The following is a 21,783-nucleotide window of genomic DNA, read 5'->3' as shown; positions in this document are numbered from 1 at the left end:
ACATAGGGAGTTGCTGTGTTATTCCCGAAAAATGCATAATCGCAGATGCACCCTCAAACCGCTGGGTGATATGACTCTGGGCGGAGGGAACCGCATACTGGTTGGAATGATGGGCACCAACAACAGCAACAGCAGGCCGAGAGAGAAAATAGCTAATTCGAACAAAACCGGTGGTGATGCTAACAGGGACTTGGCGCTGAGCTCACAAGGTGTTGGGGCGTCATTGCCATCAGCAACAACCTGTGACGACGATGTCAAAAGGAGGTTTTTTTCTAACGCGTGCAAGCTGGCAATGCGTTGTGTCATACAAACCAGTATGACCAGGCAAGCCAGACAGAGAAACCACTTTGCGGCGCGTTGTCGTTTAAACATACTGGTGACTTAATCATCCCTATCAATCTGCCGCTGTCTTAATGCGGCGCATTTTATACCCTAACGGATTCGAGTTACAGTAAAGCGGTAAGCAAGGACATCTTATTCAAACCACATAATACATTGATTTAAATATAAAAATCTCAGTGTAAAATTTAAACATAACTTGCAGCGGCCTCGCCATCGACAGGGCAAATAACGAATAGCGCCAACAAACATGCAGCACGAAGTATGACGGGTATAATTATCATTATCAATGTCTGGTTCTTAAACGGTTTGTTAATAGAATGATATTTAGCTTGGGTATTTTGCCGCTACCCCAGTACCAAACCGCAATAGAAGCCAAATTTAAGAAGAATATATTGGTTACTCACATTTACAGGTATCATACTTGCAACCTGCGCCTATATCCGGGTTACAGATACATTTTCCACACTGTCACCCCCACTGCGAAGGACGGGTTATATGCAACCTTTGAACGGCCCAGGTGTTCCCATTGCCAGTGATCGCAATGTCGCCGCCGCAAAAATACCCTCTCCGGGCCAAGTGGAAGAGAAGGCATTAACGCCTGCCCAGCGCACCACGCTAGAAAAGCTGATTGTGCGGATCATGGCGCTAAGTCCGATAAAATCTGCCGAAATTTGGGCTGGTTTGCGCCACGATTTATCCCTTAGCAGCACCAGTGATTTACTCGCACGCCACTTCCAACCGGCGGAGCAATTGCTGCAAACTCGCTTGTCACAGGCTCAAGAAAATCACGCCAATCACCAATTGCGCCAACAGCTCACCGAGTTACTGCCGCAAGGCAATAACCGCCAGGCGGTCAGTGACTTTATCCGCCAGCAATTTGGCCACACGGTGTTGAGCCAGTTAAGCCATTCTGAATTACAACAGGTGCTGGTGTTACTGCAATCCGGCACACTGAATATTCCACAACCTCAGTTAACAACAATAACTGACAGGCCATTGTTACCTGCGGAGCATCAGCATATTCAGTCGCTGGTGGCGAAACTCAGTGCAGCAACGGGCGAGCAACCCGCCAAAATCTGGCAAGCGCTCTTTGATATGGTGGGAGTGAAAAGTAATGACCCACTGCCCGCGCGCCATTTTCAGATACTCAGCCAATTTTTACAGGCCAAAGTGGCTCTCAGCCAGCAAACTGCACCAACATTGGTTAATCTGCAAACCGCGCTAAAGCAGCCCGCGGATGCGCAGGAACAGCAGTTATTGATTGATTACAGCCAGAATCGTTTTCAAGCCAGCCCAACTACGCCGCTGACTCAAGCGCAGTTAAACGACATTATCAATATTCTGTTTACCGCCAGATTAGACCGGGCGAATGCCGCTCAGCGTTTGGCTGAAGAGCAAAAAACTCCACAGCCACTGATCAACCCGCTGATTGCCGCACTACCACAATCATTGCAACCTTTGTTGCAAAAACCGTCGCTGGCTTTTGTCGCGCTGATTATTGTCATGGCTTTTTTACTGGCTATTTTTCTTTAATTGGCAGCAGATTACAGACTGCTGGTTCAGCGAATGACTACTGAGCCAACGGTCTGACGGCAATCACCTCAAAATACCAATAACAGCCAGCCGACTAATGCGCTCCAAAATAAGAATGGCAACGAATAAGCATGGAATTTTAACCAGATGGCCGGTTCGCCCGCCATTCTAAGTGCAATTAAATTTGCCATAGAACCCAATGCAAAACCAAAACCGCCAATATTAACCGCGTAGGCCACCAGCGCGCTGGAGGGCTGATAATTAAGCAATAAAATGGTCGCCGGAACATTACTGATGACTTGGGATAAACCGATGCCCAGCATATAAGCGGCCCCCGCCGACAAAGTTTTAATTTCGCCGAAAAGTGACTGCAAGCCAGGTAATTCAGTCAATAAGCGTACGTCGATAAACATCGCCATAAAGACCACTATCAAACTCCAGTCTATCGCCAGTAAAACCCTTCTTGCCAGTAATAATAAACCAGCAAAAACAATCAATAACCCGTAGCTTGCCCAGCCTAAATCTACGCAAATAATAAAAATCACATATAACGCCAAACAACTCAATAATAGGCGAGATTGGTAAGGATAAATGGGGCTGGAGGCCTGTTTATTGATAATCCGTGCTGGGAAACGCCACCAAGTCACTACCAGTAACGTCAGCAGGATCATGCCCGCCAACGGGGCCATTTGGAGAGTAAAGCCAATAAACGACAGCTCGGAGCGGCTCCATAATAGAATATTTTGAGGGTTGCCGATCGGCGTTAATAGCGAGCCTGCATTCACTGCCAGTGCAGAGAAAATAATCAGCCGGGAAACAGGCAAAGCCGATATTTTCTTCAGCGTTAAAATCAGTGGAACAATAATAAACAGTGCCACATCATTTGTCAGAAAAGACGACAACACTGCGGCTGACATGACTAAAAACAGTGCCAAATGCCGCTCTGTGCGTAATGTATTAATGATCTTTCGGCCAATAAAGTCGAAGTAACCACTGACTTCGACCCCTTTAGTCAGTAACATTAATCCCAATAAAGTGACAATAGTTGTCCAGTCAATAAACTGTGGGAAAGCCGAAATTTTTGTTGGCATCCACGCCGTCAGGCCAATACCTAGAATCAATAAAATATGCAGCAGACGGTCTTTCAAAAAAGGTCTGAAAACAGTTTTTACTGCGCGATGAGTAGTAGCGATTGGTGTCATCAGGAAATCTACAAATAACAGAGGCTGACAAAGAAGGCCACGTTAGCGCAGCCTATCATTTTATGCCAGCCCCTATTTTCTACTTCTGACCAAACTTATCAGCAGTGGTTTCAAACTAGATTTGGGTATTTTGTTTTATTGCTTTTCTAAAATCATCCATTGAACAGAATCCTTTAGCATCCACTGGGCAGCCTTCGATTTCTAATGTGACTCTTTTTGGTGGTTTTTGAAGTGACAGTGGTGTTTTATTCCGGATTTGTTCAGTCGACAGATAGATATATTCAACCTTCATTAACTCTTTGTTTTGTTTTATATCTTTCCAACGCTCAAATACCACTTTGCCGCTGATAGGCGTTTTCTCATACTGATCGGGTAATTGATATTCTTTTGTTTTCAGCGCAGCTAACAAAGACGCAATATTGGAGTCATGACCGACCAAAACGGCCAACTTAGCTTTTTGTGCCGCTGATTCATTTGGCGTTTTCTCACCTATGGGGTCAAGAGCTGAACTGATAAAACCGACCAACTTCTCGGCCGCATTATCCGCAATTGCCGGAGAACCAAATAAGGTTTCATGATAAAGGTTTTTAATATCGATGAGTTTGCGCCACTCTTGTGAAGACTGAATTCGTCCCCAAGCGACATCTTTTTCCGGGAACCCCTCATAATATTGCAACATGAAAGCATCCGATGCACCGGTGCCCAATCTCAGTGGGCCGGTAATGCCCGGTTCTTTATTTTGCACTAATACAATATCTGTCGGCTGCGTACTCCAATCACATTTCTTATCTATCAAGCAGGCTGGTGAATTTTTATAATCTAAAACTCTGGACAGCAAATCATAGTTAGGTTGCAAACGCTTATTTAAACCCGCGACTCCACCCGGCCCTGCATGTTGGTTAATAGACGCCAACGCTTTCTCTTTAAACTCCGGAGTAATATCCAACGTAATGATCGGGTTAAATACCGGATCCATCTTGCCGATTTCTTTTTGGTGGGCCACAGGGACATTACAGCCGGGGAAAGCACCAAATAAGAAATGCTGAGCAGTATCAATTGTTCTTGGCAAGCTGTTGGCGTAGGTAAATACCGTCGTGGGTGCCGGACATCCTGTTGATTTTAATAATTTAGTATCTGCTAACCACTCGCGGAAATACCCACCCATCATCGCCTCAAGTTCTGCGCCTTTTGGCGTCAGATAACCCCCAGGGGTGGTCCATTGCGGCCATTTATCCGGTGTTGCACTGGAAAGCATATCGCCATAATTCACCAGCGGTGCACGGATACCGTGACGGCTCATCACCAAAACCTGTTCAAGCTTATAATTATCGCTTTTATCTTGAGCCATAACATGGGTTGAAGCAGGTAGGAGTATTGCCAATAAGGTCAGGGTATACGCCGTCTTTACTTTTATCATCTCAAGCTCCGTCATCCAGTTGGTGGTATATACCCTTCTCATTCGATGTTACGGAAATAACCGTAACACTCATTATGATGGATATAAGAATCGGTAGACTTTCAATTGCTACAGATTTGTGACAACAGATATGATAGACACAGATGAGGGGTAAAAGCGGAGTCTTATCACAGTTCCGCTAATTGTTTTTATATCGAGTAATCTGAATGTTAGTGCTGGCTTGCTTTTTTAGCTCTGCTTAGCGCTGAGATTGACACAGCGCTATTTTAATCAGAAATCATTTCCTACCGGGCATATCCGGAATAATTAAATCCCCACGTAACGCATATGATCCCAGCACACTTTTGGTTTTCTCATTAAGCCATGTCACTATTTTCGCCGCCATCGCATCCATCGAATATTCAATCGCAGGAATTGTCGGAACGCCCGGATAATGTAACGACCCGGCTAGGCTAAATACCATAATGTCATCAGGAACGGATTTATTAAATGCCTGGAGCTGTGGAATAACACTTTGTGCTTCCCGCTCATCAGCGACCAGTAAGGCATTAAAATTGAGTGTCGCACTGCTATTAAGCAGCACTTGCAACGCAACCGATGAAGAGGTGGAATCCATAAAAATCAGGTCACGATTGAAAGGTAAAAAGTTATTTTCCAGTGCTCGCTTATAGCCTAAGAGCACTTCGTCCACATACCCGCTGGTATCCGGATTTATTAAGGCAATTTTTCTTCTGCCCTGTTTTATTAAATAATTACAGGCGGTTTCGGCGGCAAAAGCATGATCGAAATGGATACTGTTGGTAGCATCAACATCCATACAATCAACCAGAATAATACTGTCGTCCGCGAGATTGAGCGGAAAACGAGCACCAATGATCAGCACGTCATCACACAAACCGCAGGTCAACTCATCCAGAGCCTGCATAACTTCAGCTTTGTTATTGGCAAAACGCAACAACAGATGCTTTTGATGCTGACTCAGATGTTTTTCAAGTGCGTACAGATAACCGGTTGTTTGGTTTATATTTTCCTGCGCACAGATAACGCCAATACAGCCGGTTGACTGACTTAATAATGATTGCGCGATAACATTTGGTCGATAATTGAGTTCATCGACCGCTTTTAACACGGCCAGGCGGCTAGCTTCCTTAACGCCACGTGAACCACTCAACACCCGTGATACTGTGGCTTTAGAAACCCCAGCTAAACGTGATACATCGTTGATTGTAGACATGATTCTCTCCTCGGCAGGCTTTAGTCCTTGCCTGTCATTCCTAAATACAGCTCTGGCCCCACTATTGCAGCTTCCTGAGTATAATCGTTTCCATTTGTCATGGAAACCGAATTTCCATCACTATCCAAAATAGTTATCCAAACTCCAAAGCTGTGATGTTCATCAAATAAATAATCCCTTTATATACTGGACTTTGATGGCTATCACAGTTCCATTCTCTTTGGATGGAAAACGGTTTCCGTATGATATCCAATCATTGCCGAAACAACCGCATTACCTAATTGGAAAACGGTTTCCATAGAGTGTCAAAACTGTTTTTCACACTGATTTTTATATTTTGAGGATGGTTGTCGATGTTCAAGATTATGTTGTGTTGTTCCGCCGGTATGTCCACCAGCATGCTGGTGAGGAAGATGCGGACAGTTGCCGAGGAAAGAGGAATACCTGTCGAGATTGATGCTTTTGGCGTATCTGAATTTGATACTCAGTTTCCACGCTATCAGGTAGTTCTGCTCGGGCCGCAAGTGAAATACATGTTAGGTATGCTCTCAGAAAAGGCCGCTGCTCACGGTATTCCCGTTCAGTCCATAGATATGATGGATTACGGAATGCAGCGCGGCGATAAAGTCCTGGACTATGCACTGTCGCTCATTAACGCGACCCACTAAGAAGGTGTTCAAATGAGTTCTCTCTATCAATCGATGGTTGCTGTTATTGAACAATCTATTACTCCGTTAGCCGGACGTCTCGGGCAGCAAAAATATGTTATTGCTATTCGTGATGGCTTTACCGCAGCACTGCCTTTCATGATCATCGGCTCATTTATGCTGGTGTTTATTTTCCCTCCATTCTCGGCTGATACCACGATGGGATTCGCCCGGTCATGGCTGGACTTCTCTCAGACCTATCGTGCTCAACTCATGCTGCCATTCAATCTGAGCATGGGGGTCATGACATTTTTCATTTCAGTCGGGGTAGGTGCCAGTCTGGGCCGACAGTTTAATCTCGATCCGGTAATGACTGGCTTACTGGCATTTATGGCCTTCTTACTCGTTGCTGCCCCCTTTGCCGACGGCAAAATCTCGACTCAGTATCTTTCTGGTCAAGGGATCTTCACTGCGCTGATTACCGCTATTTATTCCACCCGCGTTTATGCCGCATTGAAGCAACACAATATTACTATTCGCTTGCCGAAAGAGGTGCCAACCGGTGTTGCGCGCTCTTTTGAAATCCTGATCCCCGTACTGGTCATTATTGCCACACTGCATCCTCTCAATTTATTCATTGAATCGCAGACCGGCATGATCATTCCAGAAGCTATCATGCATTTACTGGCTCCATTAGTTTCTGCATCAGACTCTTTGCCAGCAATGTTACTGTCAGTATTGCTGTGCCAAATTTTTTGGTTCTCTGGTATTCACGGTTCACTGATTGTTACGGGCATCATGAGCCCTTTCTGGATGACCAATCTGGCTGCAAACCAGGCCGCACTAGCTGTCGGCGCAACATTACCGCATATCTATCTGCAAGGTTTTTGGGATCACTACTTACTGATTGGCGGCGTAGGTTCCACATTACCACTGGCATTCCTGTTGTTGCGGAGCAAAGTCACTCATTTACGCACCATTGGTAAATTAGGTGTAGTACCAAGCTTCTTCAATATTAATGAACCTATCTTGTTTGGTGCTCCAATCATTATGAACCCAATAATGTTCATACCTTTTATCTGCGTACCGATGATCAATGCCATTCTGGCTTATAGCGCAACTAAATTGGGATGGTTGGCTCAAGTGGTTTCCCTGACTCCGTGGACAACACCGGCTCCGATTGGTGCATCTTGGGCGGCAAACTGGGCCTTTAGCCCTGTAGTTATGTGCTTGATATGTATGATGGTTTCAGCCGTGATATATCTGCCATTCCTGCGTGCTTATGAACGTTCGTTGTTAAAAACCCAAGTGGAAAAAGCCCAGGACACCGCCCCATCACTGTCAGATACCGTCCGTAGCAATTGATACCGACTAATTAATAAAGAGACCAGATTAATGAAATATCTATTTCCAGATAACTTCTGGTGGGGCAGTGCCAGCTCTGCACTGCAAACTGAGGGGGAAAGCCTGCACGGTGGCAAAAGCCCTACGACTTGGGATGCCTGGTACGCCAGTCAACCGTCGCGCTTTCATCAGCAGATTGGCCCGAATGAAACATCAACATTCTATCGCCACTGGCAGCAGGATATTGCGCTACTCAAGCAACTGAATCACAACAGTTTTCGTACATCACTGAGTTGGTCGCGCTTGATTCCAAATGGTGTTGGTGCAGTTAATCCTGAAGCTGTCACCTTCTATAACAATGTGATAGACGAACTGTTGGCCCAAGGTATTACGCCCTTTATTACCCTGTTCCACTTTGACATGCCGATGGCGATGCAAGAGATAGGCGGCTGGGAAAACCGTGAAGTGATTGAGGCCTGGAAGCACTATGCGCAAGTGTGCTTTGAACTGTTCGGTGACCGGGTTAAGCATTGGTTTACCTTTAATGAGCCAATCGTTCCGGTGGAAGGCGGCTATCTGTATGACTTCCACTATCCCAATGTGGTGGATTTTAGGCGAGCCGCCACAGTGGCATACCACACAGTGCTAGCGCATGCGACGGCAGTTAAAGCTTATCGCGCCGGTCAGTATGAGGGGGAAATTGGGATTGTGCTGAACCTAACACCTTCATACCCACGTTCGCAGAATCCTGCGGATCTGAAAGCGGCCGAGTATGCAGATCTATTGTTTAACCGCAGTTTCCTTGACCCGGCATTACGTGGTGAATATCCGCAGGAACTGATTGATTTATTGTGTGATTACGACCAAATGCCGGTACGACTGCAAGGGGATAAAGCCCTCATTGCTGAGGGAAAAATCGATCTGCTGGGTATCAATTACTATCAGCCACGGCGGGTAAAATGCCGTGACAGCGCGGTAAATCCACAGGCCCCTTTTATGCCGGAATGGCTGTTTGACGCCTACGAAATGCCTGGCCGTAAAATGAATCCTTACCGTGGCTGGGAAATTTATGAAGCCGGAATTTACGATATCTTGACTAATTTACGGCTTAATTACGGTAATCCGCGCTGCTTTATTTCCGAAAATGGTATGGGCGTAGAAAATGAAGAGCGTTTTTTACAAGACGGAAAAATTAACGACCAATATCGAATAGATTTTGTTTCTGATCATTTGAAATGGCTACATAAAGGAATAAGTGAAGGCTGTCATTGTCTCGGCTACCACATGTGGACATTTATTGATAATTGGTCTTGGTGTAATGGATATAAGAATCGTTATGGCTTTGTTCAATTAGATTTATCGAGCCAGAAACGCACAGTTAAAAAAAGCGGAGAATGGTTTGCCACTACCGCTGCTAATAATGGTTTTGATTAAGGTAGGAATAAATAATGGTCGAGTTAGAAGAAGCGGTAATGGAAATTATTGTTAATGCCGGTCAATCACGTAGTCTGTGTTTTGAAGCATTACAGGCCGCGCGAAAAGGCGACATTGATAAAGCTAAAAGTTTGTTGCAAGAAGCTGACGGTTTTGCCCGCCAAGCGCACCATATGCAAACCAAGCTGATTGAACAGGATGCAGGGGAAGCCAGGCAGCCAATGACGCTAATTATGGTTCACGCGCAGGATCATTTAATGACCTCCTTGCTGGCCCGTGAATTATCGGAAGAAATTATTCATCTTTATCAGCGTTAATTTTTAAAAATAAACAATATTATATTATCCATCTTAAACGGAGAGATCATTACACCTAAAATTTAAATAAACTTATTCTAATGACATTATAAAAACAACCTTACTTTGGTGATGGCACTATTATCCTGTCAAATTCGGGCGGGATAATATCGTCTAATATAATAAATTATTAAATGAGATAGCGATGAAAATATATAAACAACTTCCTTTAGCAATGGCGGTTATCGCCGCGCTTTGCCCTATTTCTGTACTAGCACAACAAACCGTTACCACGATTACCACTGAACAACTTAATAAAATAGTGGCCGACGCGGTAGAAAAAGCGCTGGCTGAACGTAAAGAAAAAATAGAAGCCGCAACTATTCAAAAACCCAGTGTTGATGTGGTTGAGAAAGCTTCAATCCCGCCAACCCCGGATATGGCCATTCCTTACGGCCTGAAATTCAACGCCTATGCGCGTTATGGCGCACACTTCCAGGCGGGTGACCAAAAATACGTGGGTGTTGATGGCTCCTATAATGGCTCTTCAGCTATTGGCCGTTTGGGCAATGAGGGCAACGGCGGGGAGTTCCAACTATCTAAAGCATTTAAAGGCGATAATGGCGCTATATGGGATGTGGTGGTCATGCTTGACCACTGGGGTGACGAAGTTAACCTGAAAAAAGCTTATGCCGGGGTGACTAACTTATTTGAATCTCAACCAAATGCATATTTATGGGCCGGTCGTGATTTCCATCAGCGCCCACAACAAGGGATTAACGACTACTTCTGGATGACCCATGATGGGCAAGGCGCCGGGATAAAAAACCTCGATCTCGGTGGTGTTCAACTTGATGCCGCCGCCGTCGCCGCGGTGCAATCATGTAGCCCGGAAGTTATCGCTAACCAATCAAATCCGTCACGTATTACCTGTACCGGTGGTTCAGGAACCGGTGATAACGGCCATTATGCTCTGACCTCCAAAATACATGGCGTGAAGTTGGGGCCGATCGATTTTGAGCTGTTTACCAACTATGGTTTTGACTCTAAAGCGATTGAAAGCCAAGAAAAATTGAAAGCCTGGCAGACAGCCGTCGTACTTAGCCATACCGGTGAAAACATCGAGAACAAATGGGTAACTCGTTATTCTGACAACTCAGATAACAGTGTTTATAACAAAACCAACGACCTTCGCACTGTTTATACCAGCCTTGAGGGCACCTATAAGTTCACACAGCAAACCTCTGTGACTTACCTCGCGGCATTCCATGATTACGACAGAAGTCACCATAATGAGGACAATCGCCGCAACTATGGTGTCATTATTCGCCCGATGCATTTCTGGAATGATATCCATTCGACCTGGCTTGAAGCGGGTTATCAGCGCGTAGATTATGACACTGGTGGCGATAACAAAGGCTGGAAGCTGACTCTTTCGCAAAACGTTTCTATCGCAATGGGTGCCGACTTCAGGCCAATGCTGCGCTTCTACGTCACCGGCGGCGAAGTCGATAATAAACACACAGCCAACACCACCGGCACCGAAGATACCCGTCTAGACTCCTTCAACATTGGAGCAATGTGGGAAGCTTGGTTCTAGAACATATCAGGATAGCCGCTTCAGCGGTTATCCTGACATTATCGTGTATTGATAAAAATCCTATCCGGCTGTTATTTCCCCATGTTGTCTTACCGTATATCTGCCTGTTATCTTGGTAATAACAGACATCAGGCTTTCGCCTGCCACGGCAAAGGATAGGAATAATAATGAAAGTTTTGGGCCTTATTGGCGGTATGAGTTGGGAATCGACCATCCCCTATTACCGTATAATCAACCAACAAGTAAAAGAGCAATTAGGCGGATTACACAGCGCCAAAATTATTCTCTACAGTGTCGACTTTCATGAAATTGAGCAGCTTCAAGCCAAAGGTGATTGGCAAACTGCGGGTCAATTGCTGTCTGATGCTGCTATTTCATTAAAACGTGCTGGGGCGGATGTTATTGTGGTGTGTACCAATACCATGCACAAAGTGGCTGATGATATTGAGGCCGCCAGTGGGTTACCTTTATTACACATTGCCGACGCCACTGCTGCACAAATCAAGCATCAAGGGATTGGTAAAATCGGTTTACTCGGCACCCGTTATACTATGGAGCAAGATTTCTATCGCGGCCGCTTAACTCAAAAGCATAATATTGAAGTTGTTACTCCCGATAGCGCAGACCGCAAAATTATTAACCGCATTATTTATGAAGAACTTTGCTTAGGGATTATCAGTGAAAAGTCCCGTCAGGAATATCGCCGAATCATGAAACAATTAGAGGCGCTCGGTGCTCAAGGGATTATCTTTGGTTGCACTGAAATTACACTATTGGTGAATGCACAAGATGCCACAGTGCCTGTTTTTGATACGACAGTAATACATGCCGCAGCGGCAGCGCAATATGCACTTCAGCCATAGCGATACCTGAAGCTGTTGACGTCACGGGGCAGGAATATCAACCACTAATAATATTCTTGCCCGCAGCTTTTGAGCTATAGAGCATTTTATCAGCACGAATTAATAACTGTTCCTGTGATTCTTTTTGTTCTAACTCAACCACACCCAAACTCATTGTTACATTAATATTGCCATCGACTGGCATTATCTCAATCAGATGCCTGATTTTCTCCGCGATGTTTTTAGCCTCATTTAATTGCGTATTAGGTAAGACAATCATAAATTCATCGCCTCCCCAACGGCCTAAAACATCAACTTCTCTAATATTATTACGGATAACATCAACAATATGTGTCAGAGTCAAATCCCCGACCGAATGACCATATTTGTCATTAATCGATTTAAAATTATCTAAATCCAGAGAAAGTAATGATAGTGGCTGGCAAAAACGCTTAGCACGATTATATTCATGCTTCAGTACTTTTTCTAATAAATAGCGATTTGCAACAGAAGTTAATAAATCCGTTTCCGAAAGGATTTTTTTGATATCTAATTGCTGTTGAAGCTGAAAATTACTTTCACGCAGTTCGGCCGTTCGTTCTTCAACTAATGCCTCTAAGGACTTATTCTTTAATTCTAATTTTTCGAGACGATTTTTTCTGTCATGAATATTCCTGTGAGCACCTATCATCCTTGATACTGTACCGTCACTGTTACGTTCAATCACCTTGCCCCGATCTTCAATCCAGATATAGTCACCATCATGGGTCCGGCAACGATATTCTATCTGGTATCTTTCGGCCTGCTGATTAATATAAGCATCAAATTGAAACATCACCCTTTCAAAATCATCCGGATGGATAATTTTCTCCCAAGTATGGACTGTATTTTCAAAAGCATGGGCCGGGTATCCCAGCATGTCATACCAGCCCGTATTGCGGTAAACAAATCCATTGTTTGCGTTCCAATCCCAGATGCCATCACTTATAACTTCAAGAATTTCATGAACGACGCGCTCGTTTAAATCGGCAATCTTAAGTTTCTGATCACTTTGATTATGGCTCATTAAACTACCCTGCTGTGTTAGTAAATTAGAAGGTATAAATAAATTTGTTTAGTTATTGTTCTAATATTGTGAATTAACGTTTTTGAGCAGGCAAGGACTTTTTAACTCTAAATTTGACTTTAAAGGAATATAAATACATTAAAAAAGGATAAGTTTTATCTTAATACTTTATGATTCAATCACCTACTTTTTGTAGTGTTATCAATATAAGATATTTATTATAAGATATTTTTATGAATAACATGTGATCAACCAGCCTTCTTTTATACAAAAAGACAAAATCACCCAAAAACCTACTTATCCGGTATTAAGAGCTATTTTTAGAAGCAAAATTTATTTTATAGCGAATAAAAAAGCCTGCGATAGAGCGCAGGCTTAATTATTAAGAATAAACCAGCAGAAATATCTGCTCTATATCTTATTTCTGAAATTTACGCATTACCAATGTGGCGTTAGTGCCACCGAAACCGAAGCTGTTAGACATAACAGTGGTCAGTTCACGTTTGGTTGGCTCAGTGATGATATTCATCCCCTCGGCCTGCTCATCCAGCTTTTCAATATTGATGCTTGGCGCGATAAAACCGTGCTCAACCATCAGCAAACTAAAGATAGCTTCATGCACACCTGCGGCACCTAAAGAGTGACCGGTCATGGCTTTGGTTGAAGAGATAGCTGGTGTGTTATTACCAAACACTTCACGGATTGCACCCAGTTCTTTCACATCACCCACAGGAGTAGAAGTACCGTGCACGTTCATGTAGTCAATTGGTGTATCAACACCTTCCATTGCCATCTTCATGCAACGCACCGCGCCTTCGCCTGATGGTGCGACCATATCAGCACCATCTGAAGTTGCGCCATAGCCAACAATCTCAGCATAAATATGTGCGCCACGAGCCAGAGCATGCTCCAACTCTTCCACGACAACCATACCGCCGCCGCCTGCAATAACAAAACCATCACGGTCTTGATCATAGGTACGAGAAGCTTTAGCCGGAGTTTCATTGTATTTAGTCGACAATGCGCCCATGGCGTCAAACTCGCAGGACATTTCCCAGCACAGCTCTTCACCGCCACCCGCAAACACCACATCCTGTTTGCCCAGTTGGATCAATTCCAACGCATGGCCAATACAGTGTGCTGAAGTCGCACAAGCGGAACTGATAGAATAGTTTACGCCTTTGATTTTAAATGGTGTTGCCAGACATGCGGAGACACCGGATGCCATTGCTTTAGTCACCATATAAGGGCCGACGCCACGCAAACCTTTCGCGCGCATACCATCAGAACCAGCAACCTGGTTACGAGGTGAACCGCCACCTGAGCCAACAACCAGCCCACTGCGGAAATTAGACACCTGTTCGTCCGTCAGACCAGAGTCTTCAATGGCCTGTTTCATTGAAAGATAAGCATAAACAGAGGCGTCGCTCATAAAGCGCAGCACTTTACGGTCGATATTTTCTGTAATGGTCTCAGATGCAAGCTTTACATCGCCCCATACATGGCTGCGCATACCTGCGTCTTTAAATTCCTGAGAGAAAGTAATGCCAGAGCGGCCTTCCTGTAAAGATGCCAGAACTTCCTGCTGGTTATTACCAATGCTGGATACAATACCCAAGCCAGTAATGACTGCACGCTTCATTCAATACCTCTTCCACTTATTTTACATTCGGGATTTTGCAACGCACTTTAGCGTACAGTTGTACGCCGAACAAGTCCGATCAGCGTAATATACTCATATAATTTTACGATTTGCACGCGGCGGGTCACATAGTTAGAATCGCCCCACCCCTTGAGATACGAGTCTTTAAACGTGAGCCAAGCCCCCATCCAAACTGCAACATTGAGCTGGAATGAACAGGGTACACCTGTATCGGAACAGTTTGGTGATATCTATTTTTCCAATGAAGATGGACTGGAAGAAACTCACTATGTTTTTCTTAAGGGAAATGGCTTTCCAGAACGCTTTGCCCAACACCCGCGTGATAACTGCATTTTTGCCGAAACGGGCTTTGGCACCGGGTTGAATTTCCTGACTTTATGGCGGGATTTCGCCCACTTTCGCCAACAACACCCCACAGCCAAACTCCAGCGTCTGCATTATATTAGTGTCGAAAAATACCCGCTTCAGGTCGCCGATTTAGCCGCGGCCCATGACCGCTGGCCGGAGCTGGCCTCTTTTGCCGAACAACTGCGCGCCCAGTGGCCATTGCCCCTTGCAGGCTGCCACCGAATTTTACTGGCTGACGGGGCTATCACGCTGGATTTATGGTTTGGTGATGTGAATACCCTACTACCGCAGTTAGACTCCAGCTTGATGAATCAGGTAGATGCCTGGTTTCTTGATGGTTTCGCTCCCGCTAAAAACCCTGATATGTGGAATGAGGCCCTGTTTAATGCCATGGCGCGCATGGCCAGATCGGGAGGCACATTTGCCACTTTCACGGCCGCTGGATTCGTTCGCCGGGGTTTGCAACAAGCAGGATTTGACGTAGCTAAAGTAAAGGGTTTTGGGCAGAAACGCGAAATGTTGACCGGCACTTTGCGGCAAAACCTCAACACCCAATCCGCACCTTGGTATCACCGGCCATCCGCTGCTCATTGTGATGATATCGCGATTATCGGTGGCGGGATTGTCAGCACATTAACCGCATTAGCTTTGCTGCGCCGTGGTGCTAAAGTCACACTTTATTGTGCCGACGCGCAACCGGCCCAAGGCGCATCAGGCAATCGCCAAGGCGCGCTCTATCCGTTACTTAACGGTAAAAATGATGCACTCGAAGTGTTTTTCACCAGTGCATTTACCTATGCCCGACGTCAATACTCTCAATTGCTTGAGCAAGGTATTCACTTTGATCATCAGTGGTGTGGTGTCAGCCAACTGGCCTTTGATGAAAAAAGCCGTGGCAAAATTGATAAAATACTGCAAACAAATTGGCCAACACAGCTTGCCGAAGCGATGAGCCGTGAACAACTGAGCGCGCTGGCAGGGTTGGATTGCGCCCATGATGGTATCCATTACCCCGCCGGCGGCTGGCTTTGCCCATCAGACCTCACCACAGCGCTCATGGCGTTGGCACAACAAAATGGTATGACTTGCCATTACCAGCATGAATTAAGCCAGCTCGAGCATGTTGATGGGCTATGGCAACTGGTATTCCAATCTCCGTTGATAAACAAGCAACATGCCACCGTGGTACTTGCCGCCGGTCACCGCTTACCTGAGTGGGAACAAACTCAGCATCTGCCGCTGTCAGCTGTACGTGGGCAAGTTTCGCACATCCCGACCACACCAGTGCTCAGCCAGTTGCGGCAAGTGCTGTGTTATGACGGCTACCTGACGCCAGTAAACCCGGCTAATCAGCATCACTGCATCGGTGCCAGTTACCAACGCGGCGATGTGGCTACCGATTTTCGTGCCAGCGAACAACAAGAGAATCGGGATCGGTTGATACGTTGCTTACCTAATGTTAGTTGGCCGCAGCAGGTTGATATCAGTGATAATCAGGCTCGCTGCGGTGTGCGCTGCGCCATTCGCGATCATTTGCCCATGGTCGGTGCCGTGCCAGATTACAATGCCACACTCGCGCAATATCAGGATTTGCCACGTAAAATCCAAGATGGGGAAGAGATAGCGCTCGCGCCAGTATGGCCGGAGTTATTTATGGTGGGAGCATTGGGATCGCGCGGTTTGTGCAGTGCGCCATTGGTGGCTGAAATTTTGGCCGCGCAAATGTTTGGTGAGCCACAGCCATTAGATGCCAACACACTGGCAGCGCTTAATCCTAACCGGTTTTGGATTCGAAAATTGCTGAAAGGCAGGCCGGTGCAACCGCGTGTTCCGGCCTCCTCTGTGGCGACAAACCCACAAGATATTTAGTGCGGTAACTGCGCGTTTTCCAACAAACGGTCCCATAATCCCAAGACTAAAACCTGATCCGGTGGGGAAAGCTCACCGGCTTTGATGGCTTTATTCAGACTGGTCTGCACTCGTGCATGTAACTGGTCGGCGGTGTGCTCCCCAAATTCTTCAGATTCAGCAACTGCCAGTGTGAGATGACCGCGCAGGTAGCCACCAGCAAATAAATCATCATCACTGGCGTGCTCTACCATGTCATCAATCTGCGCCAAGATGCGCGTTTCGAACTCTGCGATCATCAATATTCCTTAATATATTCATTTCCCACCCCAAATAGTCGGAGTTGCGGGGTGTTTTTAAACCAGATCTTCCGGGTAAGGGAAAAGTTCGGCTGCCAGCGGCGGCGTATTGTAAAACGATTGTAGCGCCTGAATAAAGCCCGCAGGTCGTGGGGATATTCCATTTTCCAGATGCCACAGCACCTGTTCGCGCACTTTACGTTGGAATGTGACTCGGTCTGGCTCACAATCCCCTTCCAGGTTGTCACAACTGACATTGAAGGGGAAACCCGCCGCGACACAAAACATCCACTCCAGCGCCTGAGGTTTAATCTCGACGACTTCAAACTGGCTCTGAGTTAAGGCATCGCGCCCATCGGGGCAGTACCAATAGCCAAAATCGACTAATTTGCGGCGCTCTTCCCCGGCAATACACCAATGAGAAATTTCATGCATCCCGCTGGCGTAATATCCATGGGCAAAAATCACCCGATGATAAGAAAACTGTTCATCCGCAGGTAAATAGATTGGTTCATCATCACCTTTCACCAACTGCGTATTAAATTTATCGCTGAAACAGGCATTAAAAATATCGATTAATTGTTGATAATCATGCGTCATGCTTAGGTCCGTAAGAGGGGTATCCGCAGCGGCATTCAAGCTCACTGTTATATTTGATACCTTAAGTTATGCGAAAACATGTAATCCCAGCCAAGAAGAGATCTCAGTACCGTGGCTGTCGTACAGCAGTTTGCAGCTCATTACGAATGACACCACGACAATCATAGGACGAATCAATTTCTGCCCTTTGGTCAATACCATATGGGCTCCCAGCCGTGCGCCCAAGACCTGCCCTACCAGCATGACCAATCCGATACTCCACACGACTTTGCCGCCGACAATAAAGAAAATCAGGCTGCCGAGATTAGAGGTAAAATTGAGGACTTTGGCATGAGCGGTGGATTTTGCCAGATTAAAGCCGCACAAAGTCACAAAGGCCAGCGCATAGAAAGAGCCGGCACCGGGGCCAAAGAAACCATCATAAAAACCCACACCGCCACCGGCGATCAAGGCAAATGGCAGCGCAGACAAACGGCGCTGTTGGTCAACTTCACCAAGCTTGGGGGTCACCAGAAAATAGACACCAATGCCAATCACCAGCAACGGCAGAATTTGGCGCAAAATATCTGCCCGCATATGCTGGACCAAGATAGCGCCTAACATCGACCCCACCACAGTTAAAGCAATGGTGAGCCTTTGCTCCTTCAGATTAACCGCCCCACGGCGAATAAAATAAAGGCTGGCGGAGAATGATCCGCCGACCGATTGCAGTTTATTGGTCGCCAAGACCTGCGCCGGAGGTAACCCCACCGCCAGCAGTGCCGGGACAGTCAATAGGCCGCCGCCACCCGCAATGGAATCAATGAAACCGGCCAATAACGCGACTAAAAACAATATCCCTAAAACCGCAGGACCCAAGGTAAACCAATCCATGATTTATTCCGCAGCGAAATGGTTGTCCAGCAAAGCCTGACAAGAAGGTGGCAATGGTGGTGGTAAAGTTTTACCCGGTTTAGCACTTGGTTGATGAGGCTGGAACCAGCTTTCTAATTCCGCTCCACACCCATCACCCGGCGGGGGGGTATCTTGATCCAGACATTCCAGACTATCTGCCGGGCAACGTAAACGCACATGCATATGGGCGCGATGACCAAACCACGGCCGCACCTTATGCAACCAAGTACGATCCGCGCCAGCATCCAGACAAAGCTGCTTTTTAATCGCCGGATTGACGAAAATGCGCGTCACTTCGTTATCATTAGCCGCCAGTTTAATCAGGCTTTCAACTTGCGGTTGCCATAATGCTGGCACCACTCGCTTGCCGTCTACTGCTACTAAATCAATAGGTTGCGGTTTTAGCAGTTGCTGCTGGCTCCAGCGCTGTTTTGGCAGTTGTAGCCAAATATCCACATCCAAACCAGACTGATGGCTGGCATGACCGCTGCTAAAACGCCCACCGGCTGGCATTGCCATATCACCAATTAATACTGTACCCAACTGATTTTTATTTGTTTTATCACTCAGGCGGTGGATAAAGTTGAGCAAATCAGGATGCCCAAAGTAACGGCGCTGATCCGGGCGCATCACCTGATAATCTGCCGACTCAAGTGGCAAAGGCATCGCCCCAATAACGCAGCCATTGGCAAAACCTCCAATTGACTGCGGAGCCCCTGCCACCGGGTGTGTAATTTGTTGCCACGGCGTCGCTGCCATTGCCGGGCTGACGGCGACCAACGCCAATAAGCCCGCTATCCATTTTTTCATTGTGCCTACCAGCGCGGAACGTCTGAAACCACATCACCGCACTGTGCTCGCTGGCGCAGCAGGTGATCCATTAACACAATAGCCATCATCGCTTCAGCAATAGGGACTGCGCGGATGCCAACGCAAGGATCATGGCGGCCCTTGGTAATCATCTCAACCGCCTCACCCTGCCGGTTAATCGTGTGCCCCGGAACCGTGATACTGGAGGTCGGCTTCAACGCGATGTGTGCCACCACCGGCTGCCCACTACTTATCCCACCTAAAATGCCGCCAGCATGGTTGCTTTGAAAACCTTGTGGCGTAATCTCATCGCGGTTTTCGCTACCGCGCTTGGTCACTACCGCAAAACCATCGCCAATTTCCACCCCTTTCACCGCATTGATACTCATCAGCGCATGGGCCAAATCAGCATCTAAACGGTCAAATACCGGTTCGCCCAAACCAACGGGCACATGTTCAGCCACGACTGTAATTTTGGCACCAATAGAATCACCGGCTTTTTTCAGCTCGCGCATCAGGGCATCCAGTGACTCTAATTTACTGATATCTGGACAGAAGAAAGGGTTTTGCTCAACTTGATCCCAATCAACCACGTCACAGCTAATATCACCAATTTGTGCTAGATAACCCCGCACCTGCACACCAAACTTCTGCGCCAGATATTTTTTGGCAATAGCTCCGGCGGCAACGCGCATCGCCGTTTCGCGGGCAGAAGAGCGGCCACCGCCGCGATAATCGCGCACACCGTATTTCTGCTCGTAGGTGTAATCGGCATGGCCTGGGCGAAACACATCTTTAATTTCGCTGTAATCTTGTGAGCGCTGGTCAGTATTTTCAATCATCAACCCGATGCTGGTACCGGTAGTGACCCCTTCAAATACGCCAGATAAAATGCGAACCTGATCCGGCTCACGGCGTTGAGTGGTATAGCGCGAGGTGCCGGGGCGACGTCGGTCAAGATCCAACTGAATATCTGCCTCAGTGATAGGAATACCCGGTGGAACACCGTCGATAATACATCCCAAAGCGATGCCGTGAGATTCACCAAAAGTGGTGACGCGGAAAAACTGCCCAATACTGTTCCCAGCCATCACGGCTCCTTGAATTCTCTAATAAGCACTTTGTCAGGCTGATTTTTATCACCCTGACAGATTTAAAAGTGAATGATTAATCGCGATACATACTGAAATGAGCTGCACAATCAATCAATTGCTGTTTGGTCAGCATAAAGACGCCATCACCGCCATTGTCAAACTCCAGCCAAGTGAACGGCACATCTGGATATTGGTCCATCAAGTGCACCATGCTGTTACCCACTTCGCAAATCAGCACACCATCATCTTGCAAAAAATCTGGCGCACAGGCCAGAATGCGGCGGGCCAGTTTCAGACCATCGCTGCCCGCAGCCAGACCAAGCTCAGGTTCAAAATGGAACTCTTGCGGTAAATCGGCCATGTCTTCGGCATCGACATATGGCGGGTTAGTGACAATCAAATCATATTTGATTGGCGGTAGATCACGGAACAAATCAGAGCGAATCGGTGTAACTTGATGCTCCATGCCGTGCTGCTGAATATTGTGTTCCGTGACTGCCAACACATCATTGGAGATATCGACCGCATCCACTTCCGCTTGCGGGAAAGCATATGCACAGGCGATAGCAATACAGCCGCTGCCGGTACACATATCCAAAATATGCTTGGGTTGATGGCGAATCAGCCCATCAAAGTTATTATTTATCAGCTCACCGATAGGCGAGCGCGGCACTAACACGCGCTCATCGACATAGTATTCCATACCACAGAACCAGGCTTTATTAGTCAAGTAAGCAACTGGAATTCGCTCATTGACCCGGCGAATAACTCGCTCAACAATACGATGGCGCTCACTGGATGTTAGGCGCGCATTGCGCATATCTTCTGGAATATCTATGGGTAAAAAGAGGCTTGGAAAAACCAATTGCACCGCTTCGTCCCACGGATTATCAGTACCGTGACCATAAAAAATATTGGCCGCATTAAAACGGCTAACTGCCCAACGCAACATATCCTGAATGGTGTGCAGCTCATTTACGGCTTCGTCGACGAAAATCTTGTCCAAGGTATTCTCCAGCTAGGGCATAAAATCATTATCTATCCTCCTAGTTTGCCATGAAGCCCGCCACAAATCAGCAGCAATACATCAGTTGAATGATATCCAAATAATGAAATACATATTAAAGCAATCAATCCTCTACCCTCCAATAATTCAAGCAGCACGAAGGAGGCCAGTGGTAACACCCCAGTAAGCTGACATAAGTCAGTGATTCGGGTGATAAATTGCCGGGCGCTGATGTGAGCACTGATGGCAGCGACCTCGCGTGAA

General features: G+C 46.5%; 20 protein-coding genes. 8 read left to right on the top strand and 12 right to left on the bottom strand.

The genetic code is table 11. The annotated features are described in order from the left end of the window. Window positions 1–18: 18 nt before the first annotated feature. On the bottom strand, window positions 19–372 hold the full coding sequence (locus F0T03_RS07350; RefSeq protein WP_145556302.1) for a copper resistance protein: 354 nt from the start codon (window positions 370–372) through the stop codon (window positions 19–21). A 465-nt stretch (window positions 373–837) separates the two neighbouring features. On the opposite strand from F0T03_RS07350, the gene flk reads away from it, so the two are divergent. Further along, window positions 838–1,875, top strand: coding sequence for a flagella biosynthesis regulator Flk (gene flk, locus F0T03_RS07345; protein WP_145556301.1), 1,038 nt, complete (start codon window positions 838–840; stop codon window positions 1,873–1,875). Window positions 1,876–1,943: 68 nt separating this feature from the next. On the opposite strand, the gene F0T03_RS07340 is transcribed toward flk, so the two are convergent. From F0T03_RS07340 to F0T03_RS07330, 3 genes are all read right to left on the bottom strand, one after another. Continuing rightward, window positions 1,944–3,077, bottom strand: a complete 1,134-nt coding sequence (locus tag F0T03_RS07340) for an SLC13 family permease (protein ID WP_159677599.1) — start codon at window positions 3,075–3,077, stop codon at window positions 1,944–1,946. 115 nt (window positions 3,078–3,192) lie between these two features. Next, the gene (agp, locus tag F0T03_RS07335; RefSeq protein WP_159677598.1) at window positions 3,193–4,494 is read right to left on the bottom strand and encodes a bifunctional glucose-1-phosphatase/inositol phosphatase; all 1,302 of its coding nucleotides are present in this window, start codon (window positions 4,492–4,494) and stop codon (window positions 3,193–3,195) included. 277 nt (window positions 4,495–4,771) lie between these two features. Next, a complete protein-coding gene (locus tag F0T03_RS07330; RefSeq protein ID WP_145556298.1) occupies window positions 4,772–5,728 on the bottom strand; it encodes a LacI family DNA-binding transcriptional regulator in 957 nt (318 codons plus the stop codon). 353 nt (window positions 5,729–6,081) lie between these two features. On the opposite strand from F0T03_RS07330, the gene F0T03_RS07325 reads away from it, so the two are divergent. From F0T03_RS07325 to F0T03_RS07300, 6 genes are all read left to right on the top strand, one after another. Further along, window positions 6,082–6,396, top strand: a complete 315-nt coding sequence (locus F0T03_RS07325; RefSeq protein WP_145556297.1) for a PTS sugar transporter subunit IIB — start codon at window positions 6,082–6,084, stop codon at window positions 6,394–6,396. Between the two features lie 12 nt (window positions 6,397–6,408). Beyond that, a complete protein-coding gene (locus tag F0T03_RS07320; protein WP_145556296.1) occupies window positions 6,409–7,740 on the top strand; it encodes a PTS sugar transporter subunit IIC in 1,332 nt (443 codons plus the stop codon). Window positions 7,741–7,770: 30 nt separating this feature from the next. Further along, entirely contained in the window at window positions 7,771–9,153 is a 1,383-nt protein-coding gene (locus F0T03_RS07315; protein WP_159677597.1) for a glycoside hydrolase family 1 protein, read from the top strand. 14 nt (window positions 9,154–9,167) lie between these two features. Then, a complete protein-coding gene (locus F0T03_RS07310; protein ID WP_004391580.1) occupies window positions 9,168–9,470 on the top strand; it encodes a PTS lactose/cellobiose transporter subunit IIA in 303 nt (100 codons plus the stop codon). A 184-nt stretch (window positions 9,471–9,654) separates the two neighbouring features. Then, window positions 9,655–11,049, top strand: coding sequence for a carbohydrate porin (locus tag F0T03_RS07305; protein WP_159677596.1), 1,395 nt, complete (start codon window positions 9,655–9,657; stop codon window positions 11,047–11,049). A gap of 167 nt (window positions 11,050–11,216) precedes the next feature. Beyond that, a complete protein-coding gene (locus F0T03_RS07300; protein WP_162526904.1) occupies window positions 11,217–11,912 on the top strand; it encodes an aspartate/glutamate racemase family protein in 696 nt (231 codons plus the stop codon). 37 nt (window positions 11,913–11,949) lie between these two features. On the opposite strand, the gene F0T03_RS07295 is transcribed toward F0T03_RS07300, so the two are convergent. Together F0T03_RS07295 and fabB are read right to left on the bottom strand one after the other, a co-directional pair. Beyond that, window positions 11,950–12,957 (bottom strand): sensor domain-containing diguanylate cyclase, encoded by a 1,008-nt coding sequence (locus F0T03_RS07295; RefSeq protein WP_159677595.1) that lies wholly within the window; start codon window positions 12,955–12,957, stop codon window positions 11,950–11,952. A gap of 418 nt (window positions 12,958–13,375) precedes the next feature. Beyond that, window positions 13,376–14,599: a beta-ketoacyl-ACP synthase I gene (gene fabB, locus F0T03_RS07290; RefSeq protein WP_145554575.1), complete on the bottom strand. Its 1,224-nt coding sequence runs from the start codon at window positions 14,597–14,599 to the stop codon at window positions 13,376–13,378. A 171-nt stretch (window positions 14,600–14,770) separates the two neighbouring features. Between fabB and mnmC the strand changes: the two genes are divergently transcribed. Further along, the gene (gene mnmC / locus F0T03_RS07285; protein WP_159677594.1) at window positions 14,771–16,837 is read left to right on the top strand and encodes a bifunctional tRNA (5-methylaminomethyl-2-thiouridine)(34)-methyltransferase MnmC2/FAD-dependent 5-carboxymethylaminomethyl-2-thiouridine(34) oxidoreductase MnmC1; all 2,067 of its coding nucleotides are present in this window, start codon (window positions 14,771–14,773) and stop codon (window positions 16,835–16,837) included. Here mnmC and F0T03_RS07280 read toward each other — a convergent pair. The 6 genes from F0T03_RS07280 to prmB all read right to left on the bottom strand — a co-directional run bounded on the left by F0T03_RS07280 (window position 16,834) and on the right by prmB (window position 21,519). Then, window positions 16,834–17,115, bottom strand: coding sequence for a YfcL family protein (locus F0T03_RS07280; protein ID WP_159677593.1), 282 nt, complete (start codon window positions 17,113–17,115; stop codon window positions 16,834–16,836). The genes mnmC and F0T03_RS07280 overlap by 4 nt on opposite strands. Window positions 17,116–17,172: 57 nt before the next feature. Then, window positions 17,173–17,715, bottom strand: coding sequence for an elongation factor P hydroxylase (locus F0T03_RS07275; protein WP_159677592.1), 543 nt, complete (start codon window positions 17,713–17,715; stop codon window positions 17,173–17,175). Window positions 17,716–17,781: 66 nt separating this feature from the next. Next, window positions 17,782–18,588, bottom strand: a complete 807-nt coding sequence (locus F0T03_RS07270) for a sulfite exporter TauE/SafE family protein (RefSeq protein WP_145554578.1) — start codon at window positions 18,586–18,588, stop codon at window positions 17,782–17,784. A 3-nt stretch (window positions 18,589–18,591) separates the two neighbouring features. Then, window positions 18,592–19,419: a penicillin-insensitive murein endopeptidase gene (gene mepA / locus F0T03_RS07265; RefSeq protein WP_145554579.1), complete on the bottom strand. Its 828-nt coding sequence runs from the start codon at window positions 19,417–19,419 to the stop codon at window positions 18,592–18,594. 5 nt (window positions 19,420–19,424) lie between these two features. Further along, a complete protein-coding gene (gene aroC, locus F0T03_RS07260; RefSeq protein ID WP_145554580.1) occupies window positions 19,425–20,510 on the bottom strand; it encodes a chorismate synthase in 1,086 nt (361 codons plus the stop codon). A 76-nt stretch (window positions 20,511–20,586) separates the two neighbouring features. Further along, window positions 20,587–21,519 (bottom strand): 50S ribosomal protein L3 N(5)-glutamine methyltransferase, encoded by a 933-nt coding sequence (prmB, locus tag F0T03_RS07255; RefSeq protein WP_145554581.1) that lies wholly within the window; start codon window positions 21,517–21,519, stop codon window positions 20,587–20,589. Window positions 21,520–21,783: the final 264 nt, after the last annotated feature.

The organism is Yersinia canariae (assembly GCF_009831415.1).
In the GTDB taxonomy this organism is placed as follows: domain Bacteria; phylum Pseudomonadota; class Gammaproteobacteria; order Enterobacterales; family Enterobacteriaceae; genus Yersinia; species Yersinia canariae.
This window is presented reverse-complemented; position numbering and strand designations above follow the sequence as displayed.

What these genes read in the sequence shown, in the direction of transcription:
- F0T03_RS07310 (WP_004391580.1), top strand. Translation starts at nt 9,168, where the DNA reads ATGGTCGAGTTAGAAGAAGCGGTAATGGAAATTATTGTTAATGCCGGT.
- flk (WP_145556301.1), top strand. Translation starts at nt 838, where the DNA reads ATGCAACCTTTGAACGGCCCAGGTGTTCCCATTGCCAGTGATCGCAAT.
- F0T03_RS07315 (WP_159677597.1), top strand. Translation starts at nt 7,771, where the DNA reads ATGAAATATCTATTTCCAGATAACTTCTGGTGGGGCAGTGCCAGCTCT.
- F0T03_RS07320 (WP_145556296.1), top strand. Translation starts at nt 6,409, where the DNA reads ATGAGTTCTCTCTATCAATCGATGGTTGCTGTTATTGAACAATCTATT.
- agp (WP_159677598.1), bottom strand. Translation starts at nt 4,494, where the DNA reads ATGATAAAAGTAAAGACGGCGTATACCCTGACCTTATTGGCAATACTC.
- F0T03_RS07275 (WP_159677592.1), bottom strand. Translation starts at nt 17,715, where the DNA reads ATGACGCATGATTATCAACAATTAATCGATATTTTTAATGCCTGTTTC.
- aroC (WP_145554580.1), bottom strand. Translation starts at nt 20,510, where the DNA reads ATGGCTGGGAACAGTATTGGGCAGTTTTTCCGCGTCACCACTTTTGGT.
- F0T03_RS07350 (WP_145556302.1), bottom strand. Translation starts at nt 372, where the DNA reads ATGTTTAAACGACAACGCGCCGCAAAGTGGTTTCTCTGTCTGGCTTGC.
- F0T03_RS07325 (WP_145556297.1), top strand. Translation starts at nt 6,082, where the DNA reads ATGTTCAAGATTATGTTGTGTTGTTCCGCCGGTATGTCCACCAGCATG.
- F0T03_RS07270 (WP_145554578.1), bottom strand. Translation starts at nt 18,588, where the DNA reads ATGGATTGGTTTACCTTGGGTCCTGCGGTTTTAGGGATATTGTTTTTA.
- F0T03_RS07305 (WP_159677596.1), top strand. Translation starts at nt 9,655, where the DNA reads ATGAAAATATATAAACAACTTCCTTTAGCAATGGCGGTTATCGCCGCG.
- F0T03_RS07340 (WP_159677599.1), bottom strand. Translation starts at nt 3,077, where the DNA reads ATGACACCAATCGCTACTACTCATCGCGCAGTAAAAACTGTTTTCAGA.
- F0T03_RS07330 (WP_145556298.1), bottom strand. Translation starts at nt 5,728, where the DNA reads ATGTCTACAATCAACGATGTATCACGTTTAGCTGGGGTTTCTAAAGCC.
- fabB (WP_145554575.1), bottom strand. Translation starts at nt 14,599, where the DNA reads ATGAAGCGTGCAGTCATTACTGGCTTGGGTATTGTATCCAGCATTGGT.
- F0T03_RS07295 (WP_159677595.1), bottom strand. Translation starts at nt 12,957, where the DNA reads ATGAGCCATAATCAAAGTGATCAGAAACTTAAGATTGCCGATTTAAAC.
- F0T03_RS07280 (WP_159677593.1), bottom strand. Translation starts at nt 17,115, where the DNA reads ATGATCGCAGAGTTCGAAACGCGCATCTTGGCGCAGATTGATGACATG.
- F0T03_RS07300 (WP_162526904.1), top strand. Translation starts at nt 11,217, where the DNA reads ATGAAAGTTTTGGGCCTTATTGGCGGTATGAGTTGGGAATCGACCATC.
- mepA (WP_145554579.1), bottom strand. Translation starts at nt 19,419, where the DNA reads ATGAAAAAATGGATAGCGGGCTTATTGGCGTTGGTCGCCGTCAGCCCG.